The sequence below is a fragment of the Arthrobacter sp. KUASC02 genome, from assembly GCF_059739395.1.
This window is the reverse complement of sequence record NZ_AP046053.1, coordinates 4,413,328-4,437,653: the sequence shown is the minus strand read 5'-3', so window position 1 is coordinate 4,437,653 and position 24,326 is coordinate 4,413,328. Positions and strand designations below refer to the sequence as shown.

Annotated in this window: 23 protein-coding genes; 17 read left to right on the top strand and 6 right to left on the bottom strand. The window is 68.9% G+C overall.

The genetic code is table 11. The features are described 5' to 3' along the window. Position 1 precedes the first annotated feature (1 nt). Positions 2-1,657: an ABC transporter permease gene (locus AC6JAC_RS20420; RefSeq protein ID WP_497966398.1), complete on the bottom strand. Its 1,656-nt coding sequence runs from the start codon at positions 1,655-1,657 to the stop codon at positions 2-4. After that, positions 1,654-2,562 (bottom strand): ABC transporter ATP-binding protein, encoded by a 909-nt coding sequence (locus AC6JAC_RS20415; protein ID WP_497966396.1) that lies wholly within the window; start codon positions 2,560-2,562, stop codon positions 1,654-1,656. Before AC6JAC_RS20415 ends, AC6JAC_RS20420 begins: the two co-directional genes overlap by 4 nt. Positions 2,563-2,699: 137 nt before the next feature. Here AC6JAC_RS20415 and AC6JAC_RS20410 point away from each other — a divergent pair, with 137 nt between their 5' ends. From AC6JAC_RS20410 to AC6JAC_RS20395, 4 genes are read left to right on the top strand one after another with little or no spacing between them, the layout of a single operon-like run. Then, the gene (locus tag AC6JAC_RS20410; RefSeq protein WP_497966394.1) at positions 2,700-3,176 is read left to right on the top strand and encodes a DoxX family protein; all 477 of its coding nucleotides are present in this window, start codon (positions 2,700-2,702) and stop codon (positions 3,174-3,176) included. Continuing rightward, a complete protein-coding gene (locus AC6JAC_RS20405; RefSeq protein ID WP_028270650.1) occupies positions 3,173-3,928 on the top strand; it encodes an AzlC family ABC transporter permease in 756 nt (251 codons plus the stop codon). Before AC6JAC_RS20410 ends, AC6JAC_RS20405 begins: the two co-directional genes overlap by 4 nt. Continuing rightward, complete coding sequence (locus AC6JAC_RS20400; protein WP_454697425.1) at positions 3,925-4,236, top strand: AzlD domain-containing protein; 312 nt, start codon at positions 3,925-3,927, stop codon at positions 4,234-4,236. Before AC6JAC_RS20405 ends, AC6JAC_RS20400 begins: the two co-directional genes overlap by 4 nt. Positions 4,237-4,288: 52 nt before the next feature. Continuing rightward, on the top strand, positions 4,289-4,606 hold the full coding sequence (locus AC6JAC_RS20395) for a hypothetical protein (RefSeq protein ID WP_454697426.1): 318 nt from the start codon (positions 4,289-4,291) through the stop codon (positions 4,604-4,606). A 64-nt stretch (positions 4,607-4,670) separates the two neighbouring features. On the opposite strand, the gene AC6JAC_RS20390 is transcribed toward AC6JAC_RS20395, so the two are convergent. Further along, positions 4,671-4,919 carry a hypothetical protein gene (locus AC6JAC_RS20390; protein ID WP_043438273.1) on the bottom strand — a complete coding sequence of 83 codons (249 nt, stop codon included), beginning with the start codon at positions 4,917-4,919 and terminating at the stop codon, positions 4,671-4,673. Between the two features lie 168 nt (positions 4,920-5,087). On the opposite strand from AC6JAC_RS20390, the gene AC6JAC_RS20385 reads away from it, so the two are divergent. From AC6JAC_RS20385 to AC6JAC_RS20375, 3 genes are all read left to right on the top strand, one after another. Beyond that, positions 5,088-5,825 carry a GAF and ANTAR domain-containing protein gene (locus tag AC6JAC_RS20385; protein ID WP_051628826.1) on the top strand — a complete coding sequence of 246 codons (738 nt, stop codon included), beginning with the start codon at positions 5,088-5,090 and terminating at the stop codon, positions 5,823-5,825. Between the two features lie 78 nt (positions 5,826-5,903). After that, positions 5,904-6,623, top strand: coding sequence for a GAF and ANTAR domain-containing protein (locus tag AC6JAC_RS20380; RefSeq protein WP_497966391.1), 720 nt, complete (start codon positions 5,904-5,906; stop codon positions 6,621-6,623). Positions 6,624-6,684: 61 nt separating this feature from the next. Beyond that, positions 6,685-6,975 (top strand): hypothetical protein, encoded by a 291-nt coding sequence (locus tag AC6JAC_RS20375; protein WP_347898651.1) that lies wholly within the window; start codon positions 6,685-6,687, stop codon positions 6,973-6,975. 53 nt (positions 6,976-7,028) lie between these two features. Here the strand turns inward: AC6JAC_RS20375 and AC6JAC_RS20370 are convergent, their stop codons facing one another. Beyond that, on the bottom strand, positions 7,029-7,664 hold the full coding sequence (locus tag AC6JAC_RS20370) for a TetR/AcrR family transcriptional regulator (RefSeq protein ID WP_028270654.1): 636 nt from the start codon (positions 7,662-7,664) through the stop codon (positions 7,029-7,031). 113 nt (positions 7,665-7,777) lie between these two features. On the opposite strand from AC6JAC_RS20370, the gene AC6JAC_RS20365 reads away from it, so the two are divergent. The 8 genes from AC6JAC_RS20365 (at position 7,778) to ppsA (ending at position 17,894) form a co-directional block, all read left to right on the top strand. Beyond that, complete coding sequence (locus AC6JAC_RS20365) at positions 7,778-8,140, top strand: thiamine-binding protein (protein ID WP_454697428.1); 363 nt, start codon at positions 7,778-7,780, stop codon at positions 8,138-8,140. A gap of 56 nt (positions 8,141-8,196) precedes the next feature. Further along, entirely contained in the window at positions 8,197-8,874 is a 678-nt protein-coding gene (locus AC6JAC_RS20360) for an O-methyltransferase (protein ID WP_347898649.1), read from the top strand. Between the two features lie 85 nt (positions 8,875-8,959). After that, entirely contained in the window at positions 8,960-9,439 is a 480-nt protein-coding gene (locus tag AC6JAC_RS20355) for a Dps family protein (RefSeq protein ID WP_028270657.1), read from the top strand. A gap of 21 nt (positions 9,440-9,460) precedes the next feature. After that, positions 9,461-10,531 (top strand): acyl-CoA dehydrogenase family protein, encoded by a 1,071-nt coding sequence (locus tag AC6JAC_RS20350; RefSeq protein WP_497966388.1) that lies wholly within the window; start codon positions 9,461-9,463, stop codon positions 10,529-10,531. After that, positions 10,525-11,892: a PIG-L family deacetylase gene (locus tag AC6JAC_RS20345; protein ID WP_497966386.1), complete on the top strand. Its 1,368-nt coding sequence runs from the start codon at positions 10,525-10,527 to the stop codon at positions 11,890-11,892. Before AC6JAC_RS20350 ends, AC6JAC_RS20345 begins: the two co-directional genes overlap by 7 nt. A gap of 1 nt (position 11,893) precedes the next feature. Continuing rightward, positions 11,894-12,748, top strand: a complete 855-nt coding sequence (locus tag AC6JAC_RS20340) for a glycosyltransferase family 2 protein (RefSeq protein ID WP_497966384.1) — start codon at positions 11,894-11,896, stop codon at positions 12,746-12,748. Positions 12,749-12,886: 138 nt separating this feature from the next. After that, complete coding sequence (locus AC6JAC_RS20335; RefSeq protein ID WP_497966382.1) at positions 12,887-15,520, top strand: cation-translocating P-type ATPase; 2,634 nt, start codon at positions 12,887-12,889, stop codon at positions 15,518-15,520. Beyond that, the gene (ppsA, locus tag AC6JAC_RS20330) at positions 15,513-17,894 is read left to right on the top strand and encodes a phosphoenolpyruvate synthase (RefSeq protein ID WP_497966380.1); all 2,382 of its coding nucleotides are present in this window, start codon (positions 15,513-15,515) and stop codon (positions 17,892-17,894) included. Before AC6JAC_RS20335 ends, ppsA begins: the two co-directional genes overlap by 8 nt. Here ppsA and AC6JAC_RS20325 read toward each other — a convergent pair. Both AC6JAC_RS20325 and AC6JAC_RS20320 read right to left on the bottom strand, forming a co-directional pair. Further along, positions 17,846-19,732, bottom strand: coding sequence for a heavy metal translocating P-type ATPase (locus AC6JAC_RS20325; RefSeq protein ID WP_497966895.1), 1,887 nt, complete (start codon positions 19,730-19,732; stop codon positions 17,846-17,848). The two genes, ppsA and AC6JAC_RS20325, sit on opposite strands and share 49 nt — an antisense overlap. Positions 19,733-19,969: 237 nt before the next feature. Continuing rightward, positions 19,970-20,353, bottom strand: a complete 384-nt coding sequence (locus tag AC6JAC_RS20320; RefSeq protein WP_497966378.1) for a hypothetical protein — start codon at positions 20,351-20,353, stop codon at positions 19,970-19,972. A 43-nt stretch (positions 20,354-20,396) separates the two neighbouring features. Here AC6JAC_RS20320 and AC6JAC_RS20315 point away from each other — a divergent pair, with 43 nt between their 5' ends. After that, positions 20,397-21,047 carry a polysaccharide deacetylase family protein gene (locus AC6JAC_RS20315; RefSeq protein ID WP_497966376.1) on the top strand — a complete coding sequence of 217 codons (651 nt, stop codon included), beginning with the start codon at positions 20,397-20,399 and terminating at the stop codon, positions 21,045-21,047. 111 nt (positions 21,048-21,158) lie between these two features. Further along, positions 21,159-24,326 (top strand): beta-phosphoglucomutase family hydrolase, encoded by a 3,168-nt coding sequence (locus AC6JAC_RS20310; RefSeq protein ID WP_497966374.1) that lies wholly within the window; start codon positions 21,159-21,161, stop codon positions 24,324-24,326.

Genomic DNA, 24,326 nt, shown 5'->3' with positions numbered 1-24,326 from the left:
CTCAGGCCGCTAGGTCCCGGCGGCGCCAGCCGGCGTAGCCCAGCGCGCCGAGCAGCGCGGCGGTAATCGTGAGGGCCGCCAGCGCCGGAATTCCTTCAGCGTCCACCGGAAGCAGCGGGGTATGCCGGAACGGCGAGAGCTCCATGAGCCATTCCGGTGCGTTCCACAGCACCCCGAATTCACCCAGGGCAATAAGTCCCAGCAGGAGCACCCAGACGGCACCGGTCAGCCGCGGCAGCCAACCGAACACCGCCAGCGCGGCACTGGTGAGCACCCAGGCAGCCGGGATCTGGGCCAGGGCCGCCACCAGGGAGCGCGGCACCAGTTCCCCGTCGTTGACGGCGGACGCGGCCCCGATGCCGATCGAGAGGCCGGTCAGCAGCTGCAGCAGCGCCACCCCTGCCAGCGCCACGGCGTAGTGGCTGCTGGCCCAGCGGAGCCGGGTGGTGGCAGTGCCCAGCAGAGCTTCGGTGTGCCCGGCCGTTTCCTCGCTCCGCAGATGGTTGGCGGCGGAAATTCCGTAGGCGGCCGCGATGACTCCCATGATGCTGATCTCGGCGGCGAGGAACGCGTCGGTCAGGGCGCGCGGACCGCCCAGGGCGCGCATCAGGTCCTGGGCGCCGGGCGAGCTCAGGAAGTCCGCCACATTGCCGACGAGGGAGCCGATCACCACTCCGAAGAGGACAAACGCCACACACCATGCCAGCAGGACCCGGTACTGCAGCCGTACGGCGAGGCCCAGCACCCCGGAGAGTTGTCCGCGGGCGGGTCCGGGCCGCTCATCGCGCAGGCCGGCACCGAGGTCGCGCTGCGCGCGGAGGACGAACGCCGCGGGAACAAGGACGGCGCAGAGCGCAAGGGGCAGTGACAGCACCCACCAGTGGTCCCCGGCATAGGCCCGCACCTGCTGGTTCCACCCGATCGGCGAAAGCCAGGACCACACCGACGGTCCGGGCTCGGCGAGGTCGCCCACCGCCCGCATGCCGTAGGTGACGGCAATGACGCCGATGCTGAGCCCGGTAGCGGCCCGGGCGCTGGCCGTTAGCTGCGCAGCCAGGGCCGCCACGGCGCTGTACGCCATCCCCGTAGCAGCCCAGCCCAGCCCGAAGGCGAGTGATCCGGGTCCCGGCAAGCCGCCGAGGGAAAGCGCTGCAGCCGACAACAGCCCGGTAAGGATGCTCGTGGCGAAGCTGATGGCCAGGGCGGACACCAGGGGCGCGTCACGGCCCAGCCGTCCGCCGCCCAGGAGCTCCAGCCGCCCGCTTTCCTCGTCTCCGCGGGTGTGCCGGATGGTGAGGATGACCATCAACACCGCGAGGATGGCGGTCATGAAGGCGGTGTATTTGATGAGCGACAGGGCGCCAAGCGAGGCCGGATCGTAGATCCGCCCAAAGAGGGCCACCATGGACGCCGTAGCGTTCAGTGCCGTGGCGGCCGCCACCCGGCTGGGCTCATCCGGGTACAGCTCGGCGCCGGCCGCCGCCGTCGAGTAAGCGATCAGGGCGAAGCCCAGGATCCAGAGCGGCAACAGCCAGCGGTCCCGCCGAAGCGCGAGCCGGACCAGGACGCCGGTGCCGGCCAGTGTCCCGGTCATCGCCGGCCGGGTCCGCGTCCTGCCGGCCGGCGCGTCGCCTCGGTCCAGCGTCCCGGTCGTCATCGCCGTGCCGTTTCGAGCGATCCGGCCGGCCCGTAATGGCGCAGGAACAGATCCTCCAGCGTGGGCGGCTGGCTGGTCAGTGCGTGCAGCCCCGCGGCCGTCAGGGCCTGCAGGAACGGGGCCAGCCCGGCCGGATCCACCTGGGCGCTGACCCGGTGGTCCGTCACCACAACGTCGTGGACGCCGGGCAGGAGGTCCAGGCCCGGGGGCACGCTTGCGACGTCGGCAGTGACCGATGTCCGGGTCAGGTGACGCAGCTGCGCAAGCGGCCCGGACTCCACCACGCGGCCGGCCCGGATGATGCTGACCCGGTCCGAGAGCGCCTCGGCCTCACTGAGGATGTGGCTGCTGAGCAGGATGGTGCGGCCCTGATCGCGGAGCTCGCGGACGCATCCGCGGAAGGCATCCTCCATTAAGGGGTCCAGCCCGCTGGTGGGCTCGTCCAGGAGGAAGAGCTCGGCGTCGGTGGCCAGGGCGGCCACCAGGGCGACCTTCTGCCGGTTCCCCTTCGAATAGGTCCGCGACTTCTTGGTGGGGTCAAGGTCGAAAGTCTGCAGCAGCCGGTCACGCCGGGCACGGTCCTGGCCGCCCTGGAGCCGCCCCAGCAGGTCGATCACCTCGGCGCCCGTCAGGTTGGGCCACAGGGCCACGTCCCCGGGTACGTACGCCAGCCGGCGGTGCAGCGTGGCAACGTCGTGCCACGGGTCAAGGCCCAGCACCCTGGCCGACCCCGAGGTGGCCCGCAGCATGCCCAGCAGCAGCCGCAGCGTGGTTGACTTGCCGGCCCCGTTGGGACCCAGGAAGCCATGCACCTCGCCGGCAGCGACCTGGAAGTCGAGGCCGTCGAGGGCAACTACCGTTCCGAAACGCTTGACGACGCCGGTCATTTCCACCACGTTGCTCATAGTCAATAAGCTACGCCGCGCTGCGCGTCCTGACCCGGGCGGAAAGTCCCGTCCGCCCGTTGCCACCCTGTCCTTTCGCGCAGGGGCGGCGCGCCCGCGGTTAACGGCGGCGTCAGCGCCTGTGGTTGCATGGATCCATGCCATTCACCTGGTCCGGCCGGGCCACCCAGACCCTCTCAGCGACTGCCCTGAGCGCCCTGCTGCTGGCCAGCGCCATGAAGCATTTCCGCGAACCCGCATTCTTTTACCAAGTGGTTCCCGATTTCCTGTGCCGTGACGACTCCGGCGCCCGGCCCAACGGCCCGTATGCGGTGATGACCCGGGACGAATGGGTGGCGCTCAGCGGCCTGCTCGAGGCGGGCGCCGCCGTCGGGCTTCTGATCCCGGCCACCCGCAAACCGGCCGCGTGGGGGGTTACTGCCATGTTCACAGCCTTCGTCGCCGGGCATGCCGACGCACTGCGCCGCGCGTACGGTCCGGCCGGAACGCCGGGGCAGCGGAAGGTGCACACCGCCCGGCTTCCGCTGCAGGTGCCGCTGATCCTCTGGGCCTGGAGCCTGCGAAAGCCGTTCCGCACCGCCGGGACTCGGAGCGTTCCCGGGGCGCGGCAGTGAAGCTGCTTCAGTCTCCGGCCGTGCGGGTGGGGCTGTCCATCAGCATCGCCACCGGCCTCTACGGGGTTTCCTTCGGGGCTCTCGGCGTCACATCCGGGCTTGATTTCTGGCAGACCATGGCGCTCAGCCTGCTGCTGTTCAGCGGCGGTTCGCAGTTCGCGTTCATCGGTGTGGTGGCCGGCGGCGGATCCGGAGTGGCGGCGATGGGCGCGGCCACGCTTCTGGGCATGCGCAACGGCATCTACGGCATGCAGCTCAACGCGCTGCTGCAACCGCGCGGGTGGCGCAAATACGCCGCCGCCCACGTCACCATCGACGAATCAACGGCCACCAGCACCGGGCAGACGGACCCCGACGAACAGAAGCGGGGATTCTGGACGGCCGGCATCGGCATCTTCGTGCTCTGGAACATTTTCACTGCGGTCGGGGCGCTGGCGGGCAGCGCGCTGGGGGACCCCAAGCAATGGGGGCTCGACGGCGCCGCGGTGGCGGCCTTCCTCGGCCTGCTTTGGCCGCGGCTCAAGGGCCGCGAGCCGGTGGCCATCGCAGTGGTGTGCGCGCTGGCAACGGTGCTGGCCGTGCCGTTCGTACCCGCGGGGGTTCCCATCCTGATCGCGGCATTCGTGGCGGCGGCGATCGGCTGGTTCAGCCACGGCCGCAGCGATGAGGGGCTGGAGCCCGATGTGGATCCCTATGCCGAGCACCACCAACACCCGCGTCAGGACCCGCATTCAGAAGAGGCCGGCAGATGAACCTGTGGATGTGGCTGCTGCTTGCCTGCCTCCTGGGCTACGGCTGGAAGCTCCTTGGCTATCTGGTCCCGGCCAGCCTGCTGCGCAACCCGCGGATGTCCCGGATTGCGGGCACCATGACCATCGGCCTGCTGGCTTCCCTCACCATCGTGAACGCGGTGGCATCGGGGCAGGCCCTGGCGTTGGACGCCCGGATGGGCGCCCTCGCCGCAGCCGGAATCGCCCTGTGGCTCCGGGCCCCTTTCCTGGTGGTAGTCCTGGCCGGAGCCGGAGCTGCGGCCGGGTTGCGGCTGCTGGGCTGGAGCTGATGACGGCCGTTCGGCCCTAGTAGGTCCGCCCGTGCTGTGGCAGGATGCCACCATGAGCGAAGAACAAGCGCCTGCGGTTCCTGCTGCCGCAAAGGACCCCAAATCCAGGCCCTATGTGCCATCGCCTGGATCCGAATCCACCCGTGAAATGCGCGAGATGTCCCGCCGCCGCCGCGATGCCGAGGAGAAGCTCCAGCAGCATCTGCAGGAAGCGGACCAGCTCCACGAAGCGCACATGAAGGCCCACCACAAGGAGATGCCGGTGCCGCATGGGCACGAGGAAGCTGCTCCCGAAGGTCACGCCCCGGAAACCGCGGACGAACACGCCGCGGAAGGCGAGCGGGAGGCCGGCACCAGGCCGGCCGAGTGACGCTGCTTGGGCCGAACGGTGCGACTGGGCCGATTAGCGTTGCCCATAGGCCGAACAGCGTTGCCTAGGCCGCGCCAAACTCATCTGAAACAGCCAAGTCGTCGGCCTGTGGGGAGGCTCCGTTGTTCCTGTTGTCCAACTCTTCCAACGCCAGGTCGTACCAGAACTGCGCCCCGAACACCGGGTGGGACGTATCCAGGTCCCTGAACAGGGCGTCTGTGAGTGCCTGCAGTTCCGACGTGCTGGCCGTCGAGATGACCAGCAGGGGGTCGGCGTCGCCGTTCATGAGCAAGGCAAGCTGCTGGCGGGTCATGGCAGTACCGGAAGGGAAGGTGAACGTAGTCCGTAGTCCATGTCGAACTCCAAAACGAGAAACGGTGGCTGACTGCGTAACCTCCACAATTCTAATATTGTGTGACGGCCACCACAATCTCGCGGCCTCGGGCCGTCGGGCAGGGGATTCGAGAAGCGGCGGCGGGCCGTGACGGGCGCCCGGCTGGGCCAGTACCTGGCGGAACGGCTGCAGGACCTGGTCCTCGAGAGTGCCGATGTGCAGGACTTCCTCCGGGAGTTGTGTGAGTTCTCGGCGGGCTTCATCGGGAAGACGACGGGCCTTCCCGTGCTGTGCGCCGTGACCCTGCTGCGTTCCCGGCGGTCCGTGACGTCCGCCGGCAGCGGACCTGGGGCGAGGCTGCTTGAGGAGATTCAGCAGGCTACCGGCGAGAGCCCTCCGCTGGCCGCCGTGGAGTCCGGGGCTACGGTTTCCGTGCCCGATGCCCGGACCGACTCCCGCTGGCCGCGCTACAACCGCGGCGTGATGCGGGCCGGCCAGCTCAGTGTCCTGTCACTCCCGCTGCGGCTGGATCCGGAGGCCGCGGCGTCCGTGTCGTTTTTCGCGCCGGAAGCAGGAGCGTTCGACGACGAGGCCATCGTCATTTGCGAAGCGTTCGCGGCCCGGGCCGGTAAAGCCCTGCGGCTGGCCGTGCGCATCGGCGCCTCGAAGGACCTCAACGACGACCTTCTCGAGGCCTTGAAGTCACGCACCAGCATCAACCTTGCCTCGGGAATTGTGATGGGACAGAGCCGCTGCTCGCAGGCCGAAGCGTTTGCCATCCTGAGCAAGGTCTCCAGCAACCGCAACGTCAAGCTCCGCGTGGTGGCCGAGGACCTGCTGCGAAAATTCGATACGGCGCCGGACACCACCCACTTCACCGGCTAACGGACCCGCCTGAGGCTATGCTTTTAAGGGTTCCGGTCAACTCGCGAAAGGCGGCAAAGCAGTGGAGTGGGTGCGGCCATGGCGGTAAAACTACCCCTCGCGGACGAACTGGCGGCAATCTTTGCCCGTGCTTCCGAGCTCCTGCTGACGGACGAGACGGTATCCAGGGCCCTTGAGCTGATCACCGCTGCTGCGGAAGCGGCCGTGCCCGGCGCCGCGGGCGCGGGCGTCACACTTATCGATGCCGACGGCCGGAAACATACGGCGAGTGCCTCCAGCACCTTGGTGGAGGTTGCCGACGCGCGCCAGTACGACCTGGGCCAGGGTCCCTGCCTCCTCGCCTGGGCGAGCGGCGAACCGGTGCTGGTCACCGACGTCCGCAACGACCACCGCTGGCCGGCGTGGGCCAGTGCGGCCACCGAGCTGGGGTTGCGGTCCTCCGTCAGCGCACCGTTGCTCACCGGAGATTCCGCGCTGGGCGCCGTCAAGCTGTACGCCCGTGATGAGAACAGCTTCAGCCCCGCCACCGTGCGCCTGTTGGAACTCTTCGCCGCGCAGGCCACCATCTTCCTGATCAATGCCCAGGCCCGCGAGAGTGCCCGGATGATTAGTGAGGACCTCCGCGACGCCCTGGCCCACCGCGAAATTATTGCCGTGGCCAAGGGAATCCTGATGGCCCGCCACGGACTTGACGAGGACACGGCCATGCAGGACCTGCTGATGGAGTCTCGGCGGGCCAAAAGGTCGCTCCGTGACATATCCGTCGAGCTGGTGTCCTCCACCCAGCTGCCCCGGTGAGCGGGGGTGCGTTTTGGCCCTGGGCAAGGACGAAGATGAGCAAAGGCTTCGCTTTGAGGAAATGCTCCGGAACGCTGACCTGCGGGTCGAGGAGCTGTGGCTGAGGTATTTCAGCATTGGCGGCATCGCTGGCCAATTTGAAGTCGAAGCCTACATCCACGGTGCCATCGCCTTGCCTGCGTTGCAGCGGGACATCCTGGCGCACGCCCTGAACGAGCGCCTGGACGAGATCCATGCCCCCGACGGCAGGGCGTCCTACAGCCGCGGGTCCGAGGACGCCGGCCGGCTCCATGACGAGCGGCCGCATGACGACACGGACCGTCCCGAGGAAGACTCAGGGCAGGACGACTGAGCCCGCGGCCCGACGGAGATTACGGCCCGATGGAAATTACGCCCGAGGAAGACTCAGGGCAGGACGATCGAATCGAAGGCCGTACCCGGGAGCGGCGACTGGGGAGGCAACGGCCGGTGGGGCCGTTCCGTGCGGATGGCGTCCTCCACCAGTGCTACGGGGCGGCGCCAGGCATCGGACCCGGGTTCCATGGTGTCCACGACGCCGATCAGCATGGCCAGCAGGCGGATCACGTCAGTCATGGAGATGTCAGTCCGCAGGGTCCCCTGGCCCTGGCCGCGGCCCAGCAGGACGGCCACGGACTCGAAGAGGCTGCCGGTGATTCCGGTCAGCAGGCCGCGGCGTCCGGCCACTGCGCCGAGCAGGTTGGCATCCTCGCTGGCGGCTGCCATCAGTGCATCGATCACGCGGAACAGCCCGTCGGCGGCATCGGGGCCGGCCAGGGCGTCGTCGATCACGGGGTCCACCATCAGCCGGAGCTGGCGGTTGAGAGCGGCAAGAACCAGCTGTTCCTTGTCCGCAAAGTTCCGGAACAGGGTTGCGGGTCCGACGCCGGCCGTGACGGCGATGGTCTGCAACGGCACTTCCGGTCCGTACTCACGGAAGCAGTTGCGGGCGGCGGTGATGATCTTGTCCACATTGCGCGCAGCATCCGCACGGAGGGGCTTGCGTTCCACTGCGAGGTTCATTTTTCAAGGTTAGCAACGCTGGGCCTGAGCGCCCGGGTTACTGATTGGTAGCCGCGAATGTACTCCCTATATGACGAATGTATCGAGGAATTCCGCTGTGGCAGACTGGGTCCATGTTGCTCGCATTCTCAGTTGCACCCTCCGGCCAGCCGGCTCACCTCAGCGCTGAACCCGCCTCTGATTCCGGTGCCGTTTCCGCCGCGGCATCCGCAGACGCTTCGGTCCACGACGCCGTCGCTGCCGCTGTCAAGATTGTCCGGGATTCCGGACTCCCCAACCACACGGACTCCATGTTCACCACCATCGAGGGTGAGTGGGATGAGGTCTTCGCCGTGGTGAAGCAGGCCACCGAAGCTGTAGGGCGTTTCGGCAGCCGCGTGTCACTGGTCATCAAGGCTGATATCCGCCCCGGGTACTCCGGCGAGCTCACCGCTAAAGTGGAGCGGCTGGAAAGCGCCATCGCCGACGCCGGCTAATTCCGGCCTGCCCTTGGTGCTTCCCACGCAGCAAGGGCAACTGCGAGACTGGGCCCATGATTGAGCACCGGCCCGAGCCCCAGTGGGTGGCAGTGGAGCAGTACCTGACCGACGTCGTCGTCCGCCCCGGCAGCCCGCTGAAACGGGCCGTGACGTCCGCTGTCGACGCCGGGATGCCGGCCATCGAAGTGGCGCCCAACGCCGGGAAGCTGCTCAAGCTGCTGGTGCAGCTTTCGGGCGCCCGGCGGATCCTCGAAATCGGCACGCTGGCCGGGTTCAGCACCATCTGGATGGCCCAGGGACTGCCCGACGACGGCGAACTCATCACGTGCGAATACCTCCCCAAACATGCCGGGGTGGCCCGCGCCAACGTGGACGCTGCCGGAGTAGGGCACAAAGTGGACATCCGCGTGGGCGCCGCCCTGGACACCCTGCCGGGGCTGCAGGATGACGGCCGCGGCCCGTTCGATTTTGTGTTCATCGATGCCGACAAGGAAAACAACCCGCAGTACCTGGACTGGGCCGTCAGGCTGGGTCGGCCGGGCACCGCGATTGTGATGGACAACGTGGTGTGGGAGGGGGCGCTGCTGGATCCAACCCTGGACGAGGTCAACGCGCCGGGAATCGTCACCGCGTTGGAAATGATGGGGGAGGATCCCCGGCTGGACGCGACGGTCATGCAGACCGTGGGGTCGAAGGGCTGGGACGGCTTCGCGCTGGCTCTGGTCAAGTGACTTCACCCGGGCAAGATGCTAAGTATGCTTAGAATAAGCTAACGCGGCACGAACCCGTCCCGCACCGCCTGCAGTGGAGGAAGAAATGAAGGCTTCACCGACCCTTGCCAGCAATCTCCAGATGGTCCTCACGGACCTGATCGAACTTCACGTCCAGGGCAAGCAGGCGCACTGGAACATCGTGGGTACGAACTTCCGCGACCTCCACCTGCAGCTCGATGAAATCGTCACTAGCGTGAGGCTTTTCGCGGATGAAACAGCGGAGCGGATGCGCGCCCTGCACGCGCTGCCGGACGGCAGGAGCACCACGGTGTCCGCCGACACCCGGCTGGAACAGTTCCCCGAAGGGCTCACCTCCACCAAGGACGCCGTCAAACTGATCACGGCCCGGCTGGAGCGCACCGTGAAGACCATGCGCGACGTCCATGACGAGGTGGATGAGGAAGATCCCACCAGCGCAGACCTGCTCCACGCCGGCATTGCGCGGCTGGAACAGCTGGCGTGGATGGTGAACGCCGAGACCATGTCCGCGGGAGCCTCCGTCACGGCACCGGACCACGGCTGAGCCGGCGCAGCGGCCAGCGGAATGGATCCTGAGGCAAAACCGCGCCCGGTGCGCATCGGTTCCGCAGCGGAGCCGCCCGAAACCCTTGCCATGCTGCTTGGGGCCGTGCGCGATGCGGCAGGAGACGTGCCGGCGATTCTTGCCCTGGCGCGGGAGATCGGACGGACAGCGCCCCGGCCCGGCGAGGGCAGCACGGCGCGGCTCTGGGAACTTCTCGCGTCCGTGGCTTCCGTGGATGTCGCCGCAGGCCGGGTGCTCGAACCGCACCTCGATGCGCTGGCCATCCTCGCCCAGGAGGGTACACCTCTCGCGGACTCATCAACGGACAGGGCCTGGGGCGTTTTCGCTGCGGAGGGGCCCGGGCTGCTGCTTGAGGCAACACCGGACGGCGCCGGGAATTACCTCCTCAACGGATCCAAGCCGTGGTGCTCGCTCGCCGCCCACCTGGACGGCGCCGTGCTGACCGCGCATCGTGCAGACGGCGGGCGGGCCGCTTTCGCAGTGGACCTGCATGCTCCAGGGGTGTCCTGCGAGACCCCGCTGTGGACCAGCCGGGGCCTGCGGGAAATCCCCAGCGGCACCGTGCACTTCGACGGCGTCAGCGCCGTTCCGGTGGGTGGATCCGGCTGGTACTTCAAGCGCCCGGGCTTCGCATGGGGAGGCATGGGCGTTGCAGCCTGCTGGTTCGGGGGAGCCGTTGCCGTGGCCCGCGATTTCAGCTCCGCGCTGACCGCCGCTGCGGTCAACGGGCGTGAACCGGACCAGATCGCGTTGGCCCATTTGGGCGAAACGGACCGGCTCCTCGCCTCCGTGTCCGGCTACCTGGCGCGAACGGCCGAGCGGATTGACGCCGGTGAGCTGTCCGGCCCCGGTGCGTGGAGCGAGGCGCTGCGCGTCCGCGGAACCGTCGCCGCCGCCGTCGAACGCATCCAGGCTTTAGTGGCCCAAAACCTGGGCCCCGGCCCCCTGGCCTTCAACGAAGAGTACGGAAAACGCATGGCGGACCTGTCGCTGTACCTCCGCCAGCACCACGCCATGCGGGACGACGCGCAACTAGGCGCCCTGACCCTGAAGGGGGACCGCTCGTGGTGAGCTTCTCACACGCCGATACCGGCACTGCCGAGTCCGAATGGGAGGGAAGCGGCCTGGCCGTCCTCCCGGAACTCCCCCTGGACCTGGGCGAACTCGCGGGCATGGCCTTCGTTGTGCTGGCTGCGCATCCGGATGACGAGACCCTGGGCGCCGGAGGGTTCCTCGCGCGCCTGAACGCCGCCGGCGCGGCGATAGACGTGCTGCTGTGCACAGCGGGGGAGGGCTCCCACCCGGACTCCCCGAGCACGACGCCGGACCAGCTGGCTGCCGTCCGGCTCGCTGAGTTCAGGGCGGCGGTGTCCGGGCTGGCCCCCGGAGCCGCCCGGGAGTTCCTGCATTTCCGGGACGGCCACCTTGACGCGGACCGGGACCGGATCGCCGCCGCCGTCAGGGAATCGATCGCAGCGTCCGGGCGCCCGGCGGACCGGGTGGTTATCGTTGCGCCGTACCGCTCCGACGGCCACACGGACCACGACGTCCTGGGCTCCGTGGCCGCCGAGGTGGCCGCGCAGGGCGGCCACGGGCTGCTGGAGTACCCCGTCTGGTACTGGTTGTGGGCGTCCCCGGCGGACGGCGCCTGGGAGTCGTGGGTCCGCGTGCCGCTGACGGCGGATGAGCAGCGGGCCAAGGCGGCAGCCCTCCTGGCGCACACCTCGCAGATCCAGCCGCTGTCCGACCAGCCCGGTGACGAGGCGCTTCTTGCCGCCAGCTTTGTCGATCACTTCTCCCGCCCCTGGGAAACGTTCGCGTGGCACCGGCCCGCCGGCGGGGCCAACACCGCGGGCGACGCCGAGCGGATCTTCGACGAAGTGCACGCCGGGGCCACCGATCCCTGGAGCTACGCCACCAGCTGGTACGAGAGGCGCAAGAGGGCGCTCACCGTGGCCGTCCTGCCGGACGCCGAGTACGGTTCCGGACTGGAAATCGGCTGTTCCATCGGCACGCTCAGTGTGGAGCTCGCGGCCCGCTGCCGGGAGTTTGTGGCGGTGGACGCCAGCAGCGCCGCCCTGGTCCGGGCCGCTGAGCGGCTGGGGTCCCATCCCTCCGCCCGGACCCTGCACCTGACGGTCCCGCAGTACTGGCCGGATGGCCGCTTCGACCTGGTGGTGGTGTCCGAGACCGGGTACTACCTGACGGCGGAGGAGCTGGCGGAACTGTTCGCGCGGGTGAAAGGCTCGCTGAACCCCGGGGGGACCCTGCTGCTCTGCCATTGGCGCCACCCGGTCTCCGGCTGGGAACTGGACGGGGACACCGTGCACGCCCTGGCCCGGCAGCAGCTCCGGTGGCCAACGGCAGGGCTTTACCGGGAAATGGACTTCGTCCTGGAGGTGTTTGTTTCGCCGGGGCCGGAGCGGCCCTGAGATGACCAGCGGGACCACCGAACGGGCGGGCGGCTGTCCCGCGGAGGAAGTCCGGTCCCGTCCGGGCATCGACCGGGTGGCAGTGGTGGTGCCGGCACACAACGAGGACCAGCACCTTGACCGGGCACTTTCGGCGCTGCGTGCCGCCGCTGACGCGTTGGAGCGGGAACGGCCCGGTATGCGGCTGTCCATCACGGTGGTGCTGGACAGCTGCACGGACCGGTCGGCGGACATCACGGCCGGCTATGTCGCCTCAGACCCGCGGTTCGCTGCCGTGCAGGTCCGGCTGGGAAGTACCGGGGCCAGCCGCGCCGCCGGGGTCGTGGCTGCCGCCGGGCAGTGGACAGGCGCGGGGCGGTTGACAGACACCGGGCCGTGGACCGGGCAGTGGCCGGGGCATGTCTGGCTGGCCAATACCGACGCGGACTCCGCCGTCCCGGAGAACTGGCTGGTGCGCCAGGTCGAACTGGCCGATGCCGGGGCTGATGCTGTCCTGGGATCCGTCGAGCCGGATCCGGCCGGGACCGATCCTGCCGTCCTGCGGCGCTGGCTGGAGCGGCACCCGTTCAGGGAGGACCATCCGCACATCTACGGCGCGAATTTCGGCGTGCGGGCCTCCGCGTACTTTGCGGCCGGCGGGTTTCCCCGCACGCGCGCCCACGAGGACCGGATCCTGGTGGAGAACCTGCGCAAGCAGGCTTACAGCGTGCTGGCCACCGACACCATCCGGGTGCTGACGTCGGGCCGCACCCATGCCCGCGCACCGCAGGGGTTCGCTGCCTACCTCCGGGCGCTGGCGCTGGAGCTCCCCGCGCTGGAGCTCCCCGCGCTGGACCGGGACAGTGGTGACCTTTGACCCTAGGAGCCTGAACTCCTAGACCGCATCCTCGACCCATGGGGTTCCTCCTGAGGGCCGTGGTGTCGTGTGCTCGGCGCTGCCCGTGAACAGCGGGCTGCGGCCGTGATTCCTGCTGCCGGCTCCGGAGCTGGTGCATTGCCACGCGCTCTGGGCCTCAGCTCGGAGGAGGCTGCCCTCCGGCTGCGGAACGTCGGTCCCAACCGGCTGCCGCAAGTCCGCCCGGTGCCGCGCTGGCGCAAACTGCTGGCCGAAATGACCCACTTCTTTGCCGTCATGCTCTGGGTGGCGGCCGGACTTGCCTACGTGGCCGGCATGCCGCAGCTGGCCGTCGCGATCGTCGTGGTGATCCTGGTCAACGGCCTCTTCGCCTACATCCAGCAGGAACGCGCACAGCGGGCTGCCGCCAGGCTCCGTGAGCTGCTTCCCGCCATCGTGTCGGTCCGCCGGGACGGCCGCATTGTCAAGGTCCACACCACCGAGCTGGTGCCGGACGACGTGGTGGTGATGGTTGCCGGCGACAGGGTCCCCGCGGATCTCCGGCTGGTGCTTGCCGCCGGCTGCTCGGTGGACGAGTCGATGCTCACCGGCGAAAGCGAAGCCGTAGCCAAGGTCCCGGGCGACGCCGTCCTCGGTGGCACGTTCCTGGTTAACGGCGAGGCTGAAGGAATTGTCACGGTCACCGGCGGAGGCACCCGTCTCGCCGAAATCGCCGCGCTGACCGGCAAGGTGGAGGCGCCTCCAACCCCGCTGGCCCTGGAGCTGCAGCGGATTGTCCGCATCACGGCCACGGTGGCGCTGGGGATCGGCGTGCTGTTTTTTATCCTTTCGCTGCTGGTGGGTATTTCCTGGCGCGACGCCTTCCTCTTCGCGATCGGGGTGGCGGTGGCGCTGGTGCCCGAGGGCCTGCTGCCCACGGTGACGCTTTCGCTGGCCGTCGGGGCGCAGCGGATGGCGCAGCGCAACGCGCTGGTCCGGAACCTGGAGGCGGTGGAAACCCTCGGCTCCACCACCTTCATTTGCACGGACAAGACCGGCACACTCACCCAGAACCGGATGAACGCCGTCGAGGTCTGGACCCCGGCAGGGCTGCTCAGCATCATCGGTGCGGGCTACGGGCCCGAGGCCGAAGTCACCGGGAAGGGAACCGGGGAAGCCCGGCACCTCAGCACCGCTGCGCTGGCCGCCTCCGCGGGGCGTGCCGTGCTCCACAACGGGCAGTGGATCGCCGAGGGTGACCCGATGGAGGCCGCCATTGATGCGCTTGCCATCCGGCTGGCCGGCCCGGGGAACAAGCCCGATGACCCCGAGGTGTCGCACCGCTTCGCCTTCGACCCGCGCCGGCTGCGCGAATCCGCGATCGTCGGCACCATGCTGTACGTCAAGGGTGCCCCGGAATCCGTGATTCCGCTGTGTGGCGAAAGCGGCGCCGAACGCGCCCTGCAGATGGTTGACCAGATGGCCTCGCACGGGCTGCGGGTACTGGCCGTGGCCGAGCGGAGCCTGCCCGGACTGCCGGGCGAAAGCGTCAAGCTGGAGGAGGTTGAAGCGGGGCTGACGCTGCTGGGGCTGATCGGCCTCCACGATCCGCCCCGGGCCGAAGTGCGCCTGGCGCTCGAGGCGGCCCGCGAGGCGGGAATCAAGGTGGCCATGGTCACCGGCGACCACGCATTCACCGCGGCCGCCATCGCCCGGGAAACCGGGCTGATCGGTTCACCCGAGCTGGTGCTGGAGGGCCACACCCTCCCTGAGGACGACGCCGTCCTGACCGCCCTGCTGGACCGCGACGGCGTGGTCATCAGCCGGGTCACCCCGGAACAGAAACTCCGCGTGGCACGCCTTCTCCAGCACCGCGGCCACGTGGTGGCGATGACCGGCGACGGCGTCAACGACGGCCCCGCCCTCCAGCAGGCCGACATCGGCATTGCCATGGGACTGAGCGGTACCGACGTGGCCCGCGAAGCGGCGGACCTTGTGCTGCTGGACGACGACTTCGCCACCATCATCGCCGCCGTGGAGCAGGGCCGCGCCACGTACGCGAACATCCGGCGGTTCCTGACCTACCATCTGACGGACAACGTCGCCGAGCTCACCCCCTTCGTGATCTGGGCACTCTCCGGCGGACGCTTCCCGCTGGCGCTCAGCGTGCTCCAGATCCTGGCCCTCGACATCGGCACCGACCTGCTCCCTGCGCTGGCCCTGGGCAGCGAAGCCCCCAGCAAGGGCACGCTGAAACGTCCGCCGGAGCGGAGGCACCTGATGGACCGCGCCCTGATGTTCCGGGTGTTCGGCCTGCTGGGTCCGGTGGAGGCCCTCTTCGAAATGACCGCCTACACCGCAGTGCTCCTCGGTGCCGGCTGGCGGCCGGGTGCGGAACTACCCGTGTCGGACGTTCTCATGGCGGCCTCCGGGGCAGCCTTCACCACCGTGGTGCTGGCACAACTGGCCAACGCGTTCGCCTGCCGCAGCGCCAGCACCCCGCCGTGGCGGCTGGGCTGGGCCACCAACAGGCTGCTGGTCTGGGCGGTGCTGGCGGAAGTCGGGCTGCTGCTGGTCTTCCTGTTCGTCGGCCCCATCGCCGCATTGCTGGGCCACGCGCCGCCGTCGCCCGGGGGCCTTGCCGTGGCGCTAGCCGCCATTCCCGCCGTCATCATCGCGGACTGGCTGTACAAAGTGGTCCGGCACCGCAGGTCCAAAGCCTCTGACCCGCGGGGGTCCGGCGAACGAGGATCAATCCATGGAGGACCAAGCGGCGGGAGCAGCCATGACTGAAAGCCACGTGGTGTGGTTCGACGAAATCGGGATGGCGGATGTGCCCCAGGTGGGCGGCAAGAACGCGTCGCTGGGGGAAATGACGCGCTCGCTCAAGTCCCGGGGCGTGCGGGTGCCGGATGGCTTCGCCACCACGGCCGCCGCCTACCGCACGTTCGTCGAAGCCAACGGCATCGACGCCGCCATGCGCGCCCGGATCGGGGAGTACCGGGCCGGCGAGGCGTCGCTGCGCTCGACGGGCGAGGCCATCCGGGAGCTCTTCCTGGACAGCGAATTCCCGGCGGACATCGCCGAATCAATCCGCAGCCACTACCGCGCCCTCGCCGACAGGGCCGGAGTGGACCGGCCCTCCGTTGCCGTCCGCAGCAGCGCCACCGCGGAGGACCTCCCGGACGCCAGCTTCGCCGGGCAGCAGGAGACGTTCCTGAACATTTCCGGCGAACGCGAGCTCCTGGACGCCTGCCGGCGCTGCTACGCATCGCTGTTTACGGACCGGGCCATCAGCTACCGGGAGGTGAAGGGATTCGAGCACGTGGACGTGGCGCTCTCCATCGGTGTGCAGCGGATGGTGAGGTCCGACGTCGGGGCGTCCGGTGTGATGTTCTCCATCGACACCGATTCGGGCTTCCCGCGCGCGGCAGTGATCAGCGCGGCCTGGGGCCTGGGCGAAACCGTGGTCCAGGGCAGCATCAACCCGGACAAGTACGTGGTGTTCAAACCGCTGCTGGCGGACACCGGCCTGGCCCCGATCATCGAGAAGACGCTCGGCTCCAAGGCCCGCAAGATGGTCTACAGCCGGGGCGGCCACGCGCGGACCCGGATGGTGGATACCTCCGCGGAGGAACGGAGCTCATTCGTGCTGACCGACGCCGAGATCCTGGACCTGGCGCGCTGGGCCGTGACGGTGGAGGACCACTACGGCCGCCCGATGGACATGGAGTGGGCCCGCGACGGCGCCACCGGGGAGCTGTTCATGGTGCAGGCGCGGCCCGAAACCGTCCAGGCGCTCAAGAGCGGGACGCGCTTCACCATCCACCACCTCCGCGGGACGGGCAGGGTCCTGGCCTCCGGTGCCGCGATCGGGGATTCCATCGCGCACGGCACGGCGTGCGTCATCCGGAGTGCGCGGGACATCGACGCCTTCCGCGACGGCGCCATCCTGGTCACCGAGATGACGGACCCGGACTGGGTGCCCGTGATGAAGCGGGCGTCCGGGATCGTCACCGACCACGGCGGGACCACCAGCCACGCGGCCATCGTGAGCCGCGAACTGGGCGTTCCCGCCGTCGTCGGCACCGGAAACGGAACCAGCGTCCTGGGTGAAGGCCAGGCCGTGACGCTGAGCTGCGCGGAAGGAGACCTGGGCCGGGTCTACGAAGGCACCGTGCCGTTCGACACCGAGGAGGTGGACCTCGGCACCCTGCCCGCCACGCGCACGGCCATGATGGTGAACATCGCCACCCCGGGAGCCGCCTTCCAGTGGTGGCGGCTGCCCGCGGCGGGGGTTGGCCTGGCCCGGATGGAATTCATCATCAGCAACCTGATCCAGGTCCATCCGATGGCCCTGGTGCATCCGGAGCGGGTCACGGACCCGGACGACGCCCGGCGGATCAAGGAACTGACCAGCGGCTACGCGGACCCCCGGGAGTATTTCGTGGAGGCGTTGGCGCTGGGGATCGCCAAGATCGCCGCGCCCTACCACCCCAACCCGGTGATCGTCCGGCTCAGCGATTTCAAGACCAACGAGTACGCGCACCTGATCGGCGGCGGCTCGTTCGAGCAGTCCGAAGAGAACCCCATGCTGGGCTTCCGCGGCGCGTCGCGGTACTACGACGAGCGCTACCGGGAGGGTTTCGCGCTGGAGTGCGCCGCGCTCAAACGGGTCCGGGAAACCATCGGCTTCCGCAACGTCATTGTGATGATCCCCTTCTGCCGCACCCCGGACGAAGCGGACCGGGTGCTGGCGGTCATGGACCAGAACGGCCTGGTGCGCGGCGAAAACGGCCTGCAGGTGTACATGATGTGCGAGATCCCTTCCAACGTGGTCCTGGCCGAAAAGTTCGCGCCGAAGTTCGACGGCTTCTCCATCGGTTCCAACGACCTCACGCAGCTGGTCCTGGGCGTGGACCGGGATTCCGAGCAGCTGGCCGCCTTATTTGATGAACGCGACGGCGCCGTCACTGCGATGATCAGCGAAGCCATCCGCAAGGCGCACGCGGCCGGAATCAAGATCGGGATCTGCGGCCAGGGGCCCAGCAACCATCCGGATTTCGCGGCCTTCCTGGTGGGCGAGGGCATCGACTCCATCTCGCTCAACCCGGACAGTTACCTCAAAACGGTGCGGGTGATCGCGGACGTGGAAGGCTCGGCCTGATCCTTGGCCGGTGCCACATGCCGGCCGGGGCTCAGGGCGCGCAGCGCGTTGAGGATGGTGGCCAGGTCCACCAGCTCCTGCGAGAGTGCCCCGGCGATGGCGGGCACGTAGCCCGCGGCTGCCGCCACCATGAGCCCGACGCTCAGCACGATGCCGATCCAGATGCTCTCCATCGCCACCCTGACGGTGCGCTGCCCTATCCGCACGGCATGCGCCGCTTTGGACAGATCGTCCAGGATGATCACGACGTCGGCAGACTCGCCTGCCGCGGTGGAACCGCGCGCGCCCATGGCGATTCCGACGTCGGCCACTGCCAGCACGGGGGCGTCGTTGACGCCGTCGCCCACCATCATCACGGGACGGCGCGGCAGTGACTTCACTGCTTCCACTTTGTCCGGCGGAAGGCACTCGGCCCGGACATCCGTGAGCCCTGCTTCGGCGGCGATGTGCCTGGCCGTGGCAAGGGCGTCGCCGGTCAGCATCACCGTTTCGGTGACCCCGAGCGCGGAAAGCTCGGCCAGGGTCCGGCGGGCTTCGGCGCGCAGCGGGTCGCTCATGACCAGGGCTCCGACGTATACCCCGCCGATGCCCACATAGATGGCCAGCTGGCCGCTGGCCAGGTCCGCTTCCACGACGCCGGGCGCGAATTCGGCCACGAAGGACGGCTTGCCCACCACCACTTCCCGCCCGTCGAACACCGCCCGCACCCCGTGCGTGGCATGCTCCATCGCCTCACTGGCGGTCTCGAAACGGAGGTCCCGGGAGGTGGCGGCCTCCATTACGGACGCTGCCAGGACGTGGGAGGAGTACTGTTCCGCGGAGCCCGCCAGCCGGAGGAGTTCGTCCTGGCCCATGGAATTGGCGGTGACGATGGCCACCAGTGAGGGCCGGCCGTAGGTGAGCGTGCCGGTCTTGTCGAAGGCTGCGGTGCGCACCCTGCCAAGCTGTTCCAGGACACCCGCGTACTTGACGATGATGCCGGACTTGGCCGCCTGGCTCATGCCGCCCAGGAACGCCACCGGCGCCGCGATGAGCAGCGGGCAGGGTGTGGCCACCACCAGGACTTCGGCGAAGCGGGTGGGGCTGCCGCTGACAATCCAGGCGATGGCACCCAGCGCATAGGCAAAGGCCGTGAACGGGATGGCGTACCGGTCGGCGAGGCGCACCATGGGGGCGCGGCTTTCCGAGGCTTCCTTCACGAGTGCCACGATCCGGCTGTACTGGGAATCCTCCATGACGGCGGTAACCCGGATCCGGACGGCGGCCTCGCCGTTGACGGAGCCGCTCATAATGCCCTCGCCCGCTGTGCGCTCCACGGGCAGGCTTTCGCCGGTGAGGGAGGATTCATCGAATGTGCCGGCATCGGAGAGCAGCACGCCGTCCAGCGGGACGACTTCGCCCGGTTTGACCAGCAGGATGTCGCCCACCAGGACGTCCGTGGCCGCAACGTCCTCGTGCGCGCCGTTTTCCGCTGTGCCGTTCTGCGTTCCGTTCTGCGTGGTGCCATTCCCGGCACCGCCGCTCCGCTCCCGGTGGGCCGTCTGCGGGACGCGCGCCAGCAGGGCGCTGAGTTCGCTCTTGGCCCGGCCTGCCGCGTAGTCCTCAAGGGCCGTGCCGCCGGCCATCATGAGCACGATGATCATGGACGCAATGAACTCGCCCACCAGCACCGTGCTGACAATCGCCGTGACGGCCAGGATATCGATGCCCCAGTGCCCGCTGCGCAGCCTTCGGATCATGCCGACGGACAGGTAGGCCGCCACCGCCAGGGCATAGCCGCTCGCCGCAAACTGCGCGATCACCGGCTGGCCGGACATCACCAGGGCGGCGACAGCCATCAGGGCCAGTACCGTGCCCGCAACGAGCGGATACCGGAGCACAAGTTTCACAGGCAGACCCGCCTTCGTCTGGTTAGCTGCCACGTCTGAGCACACACTGAAAGGACGCACCCACAGGACGCACACCTATGGGTAACACTCCATTGAACCCGCGTTGCGGAACAAGGGGAATAGGTCCCTGATGCGGCGCCTGCGCTGAGCCGGCATGCGGCGGAGCCTGCAGGCCTTTCAGCCCTGTCAGCAGCGGCGCTGCCCCTGCCATGGTTGAAGGGTGTCGAACATGGTCGGGGAACCGCCCGCCGAACCGCCTACCGAACCGCCCGCCGATCCGCGCAGACGCCGCAGGCTGGCGGCTGCTGCCGTCGTGGCGGTGGTTGCGATCGCGGCGGTGGTGGTGGCCGTGATCCTGGCCGGTGCTCCGCGGGAATCGGGCCCGCCGGCGGGCCAGCCGGCGGCAAGCCAGACCTCGGCGTCTCCGCCGTCGACGCCCGCCCCCTCAAGCCCGGCCGCCTCGCCGTCGGGAAGCCAGTCCTTGGGACCACAGCCGTCCGACTCCCCGTCCGCGCCGTCCGAGACTCCGGGCGAAACGCCCGCGCCGGCCCCTGTGGCGTCCGGCCCCACGCCGCCGCCCGAAACGCTGCCTGTTCCGCAGCCCCCTCCGCCGGTGGCCCCGTTTCCCCCTGCCCTGGCCGGCCAGGACGTGGAGGTGGTTCCCGGTGCCGGTGCGGCGGTGGCGTTGACGTTCGACGCCGGCGCCAACTCGGCCGGCCTCCCCTCGATCCTGCAGACCCTGGCGGGCGCAGGGGTCCGCGGGACGTTCTTCCTGACGGGATCCTGGGCTGCGGCCAACCCGGCCGGGGTGGCCGCCATCGTGGCGGGCGGCCACCGTGTGGGCAACCACTCCCAGACCCACCCGGACTTCACCGGCCTGCCGGACACCGCAATCGGGGACCAGGTCCGCACGGCGGAGCAGGCGATAACAGCCGCCGGAGCCGACCCCCGGCCGCTGTTCCGGTTCCCGTTCGGTGCCCGTGATGGCCGCACCATCGCCGCTGTGAACAACCTGGGGTATGTGCCGGTGCGCTGGTCCGTGGACACCCTCGGCTGGAAGGGAACCAGCGGCGGTGTCACAGCGCAGCAGGTGGCGGACCGTGCGTTGTCCGCCCTGCAGCCCGGCGAAATCGTCCTGATGCACATCGGGTCCAACCCGACCGACGGCTCAACTCTGGACGCAGACGCCCTTCCGGGGATGATCGAGAGGATGCGCCAGGCCGGCTACGGGTTCATCACGCTGGACACCTTGGTCGCCGGATAACCAGCCCGGATTGACGGCCGGATTGACGGCCCGGGAGCCGGCCGGCCAGTCATCCGGAAGACGGGTCCAACGTCACTGGGCAGGCCCGGCCAACGCTGGTAGGACTAAGCCATGACTGAGTCGCCAACCGTCGCCGCTGCGCTGGCCCCGGTTGACGCCGTGGTCTTCGATCTCGACGGTGTGGTCACGGACACCGCGGAACTCCATGCGGCGGCATGGAAGGAACTTTTCGACGCCGTCCTCCAGGACCGCCGGATGCCGGCGGACGCCCGGCGCGATCCGTTCACGGACACTGACTACCTGCGCTTTGTGGACGGCCGCACCCGGGAGGACGGCGTGACGGCGTTCCTGCAGTCGCGGGGGGTCACACTGCCGGCCGGCGGGCACGCCGACGGCCCGGGGGAGTGGACCGCGGTGGGGCTGGGCGCCCGTAAGAACGGCATCTTCGGAGAACTGCTGGGCCGCCGGCCCGTGCCCGTTTTCCCTGGAACGGTGGCCCTGCTCGAACGGCTCAGGGCAGGAAAGGTCCCGGTGGCGCTCGCGACCGCCAGCCGGAACGCCCGCGCCGTGCTGGCAGCCGCCGGACTCCAGGACGCCTTCGACCTCGTGGTGGACGGAAACACGGCAGCACGGCTTGGGCTGGCGGGCAAACCCGACCCCGCCCTGTTCCTCCATGCCGTCAGGGAGTTGGGGGTGGAGCCAGGACGTGCGGTGGTCATCGAGGACGCCGTGGCCGGCGTGGCAGCGGGCCGCCGCGGCGGATTCGGCCTGGTGGTGGGGATTGACCGGGCCGGGCACCGGGCCGAGCTGGAAGCCGCGGGCGCCGACGTCGTGCTTGAAGACGTCAGCGAACTGGACCTCGGCCTGGTCATCGCGGACCCCTGGCAACTGGTCTACGAGGGATTCGATCCCGCGCACGAAGGCCACCGGGAAGCCCTGACCACGCTCGGCAACGGATACATGGCCACGCGGGGCGCGGCCCCGGAACACCGCCGGGACGGTGTGCACTACCCGGGAACCTACCTCGCCGGTGTCTACAACCGGCTCACCAGCGTGATCCTGGGGCAGGAAACCGAAGACGAACACATGGTCAACATGCCGGACTGGCTGCCGCTGGACCTCTCCGTGGAGGGCGGCCGGTGGTGGTCCGACGGCGGCCTGCAGCTCCGCAGCGAGCGGCGCACCCTCGATCTGAAGCGTGCCCTGCTGACGCGGGAGGCCGTGTTGGAGGACGACGCCGGCAGGCAGCTTCAGGTGGTCCAGCGCCGGCTGGTGTCCATGGCGGAACCGCACCTCGCCGCGCTCGAGATGACGGTGACCGCCGTGGGATGGGCCGGCCGGGTGGCCATCCGCAGCGGCTGCGACACGGACATCACCAACTCGAACGTGCCGGTGGAAGCCCTCCTGTCCAACCGCCACCTGGCAGGCATCACGGTCTCCGGTGCCGACGACGGGCCAGGCTCGGCCACCCAGGTGGTTGTGGCGCGGACAAGCCAGAGCAGGATCGGCATTGCACTGGCCAGCCGGACCGACGTGCCCGCCAGCCTGCATCGTGCCACGCCTGAAGAGCTCGGCGGACTGTTCGTCCACCGCTTTGAGGCGGACCTCCGGGACGGCGATCCGGTAACCGTCACCAAAACCGTGGCCGTGGTGACGTCCCGCGACCACGCCATTTCCTCGCCCCGGACCGCCGCCCTGGACGTCCTGAACCGCGCCAGGGGCGGCTTCGAGGAGCTGCTGGCCAGTCACGAGGCGGCATGGCGGGGACTGCTCACGCCCTTCATCATCGAGTTCGACGCCTCCAACCAGGCCCAGCTGATCCTGAACCTGCATGTCTTCCACCTGCTCCAGACCATCTCCGCGCATACCGCGGAGCTGGACGCCGGTGTTCCCGCCCGCGGCCTGCACGGCGAAGGCTACCGGGGGCACATTTTTTGGGATGAACTCTTTGTCCTGCCCCTCCTGACATCCAGGCTTCCCGCCGTGACGCGGGCGCTCCTCGATTACCGGTGGCGCCGGCTGGGGACCGCCCGGGACGCCGCCAGGGCGGCAGGGTTCAAGGGAGCCCTGATTCCGTGGCAGAGCGGCAGCGACGGCCGCGAGGAAACACCGAAGCTGCTCTTTAATGCCCGTTCCGGCCACTGGGTCCCGGACTACTCCCACCTGCAGCGCCACTCGGGCCTCACCGTGGCGTACAACGCCTGGCAGTACTTTGAAGCCACCCAGGACCGGGCCTGGCTGATGCACCACGGTGCGGAAATCATTGTGGAAGTGGCCCGGCTGTTCACCTCGATGGCCGACCACGACCCCGCGGATGACAGATTCCACATCCGGGCTGTGGTGGGCCCGGACGAATACCACACCGGCTACCCCGACAACCCCGGGGGAGGCCTGGACGACAACGCCTATACCAACGTCATGGCAGCATGGGTGTGCGATCTGGCGGTGTGGATAATGACTTCCCTGCACGGCTTCGACATGGACGATTTCCGCAAACGGCTGCGCGTCACTGAAAGCGAAATCGAGGCGTGGGCGCAGCTTGGCCGGAGGGTATTCGTGCCATTTCACGCCGACGGCATCATGAGCCAGTTCGCCGGTTATGAGAATCTCCAGGAGCTGGACTGGGAGCACTACCGCCGCACCTACCGGAACGTCCAGCGCCTGGACCTCATCCTCGAAGCCGAAGGCACCAGCACCAACCACTACCAGCTGGCCAAGCAGGCGGACGTCCTCATGCTGCTCTACGTCCTCGGCGAAGACCAGCTCACCACCTTCCTGGACCGCCTCGGGTATGCCGTGACGTCCGAGCAGATCGCACAGACTGTTGACTTCTACCTGGCCCGGACCGCACACGGATCCACCCTGAGCCGGGTGGCGCACGCCTCGGTGCTGGCGCAGCTTGATCCGGAGCAGGCGTGGGACACCTTCCGCGAAGCCCTCGACGCGGACCTGGACGATACCCAGGGCGGCACCACCAGCGCGGGAATCCACCTGGGCGCCATGGCCGGATCCATCGACGTGGTGCAACGGAGCTTCGCCGGGCTGCGCATCACGAGGGACGCCCTGGATTTCGCACCCAGCCTTCCGAAGGAACTGCGCAGAGTCACGTTCAACGTGCGGTACCGGGACCAGCTCCTGGCAGTGCACCTGGAGAAGGACCGCCTGAGGGTTAGCGCGGCCCCGGGAGACGCCTCCCCGGTGCAGGTCCGGCTCGGCACCCAGCACGTCCTGCTGCACGCCGGGCAGGACCACGAATTCCGGCTGGGCACCGGATCCTAA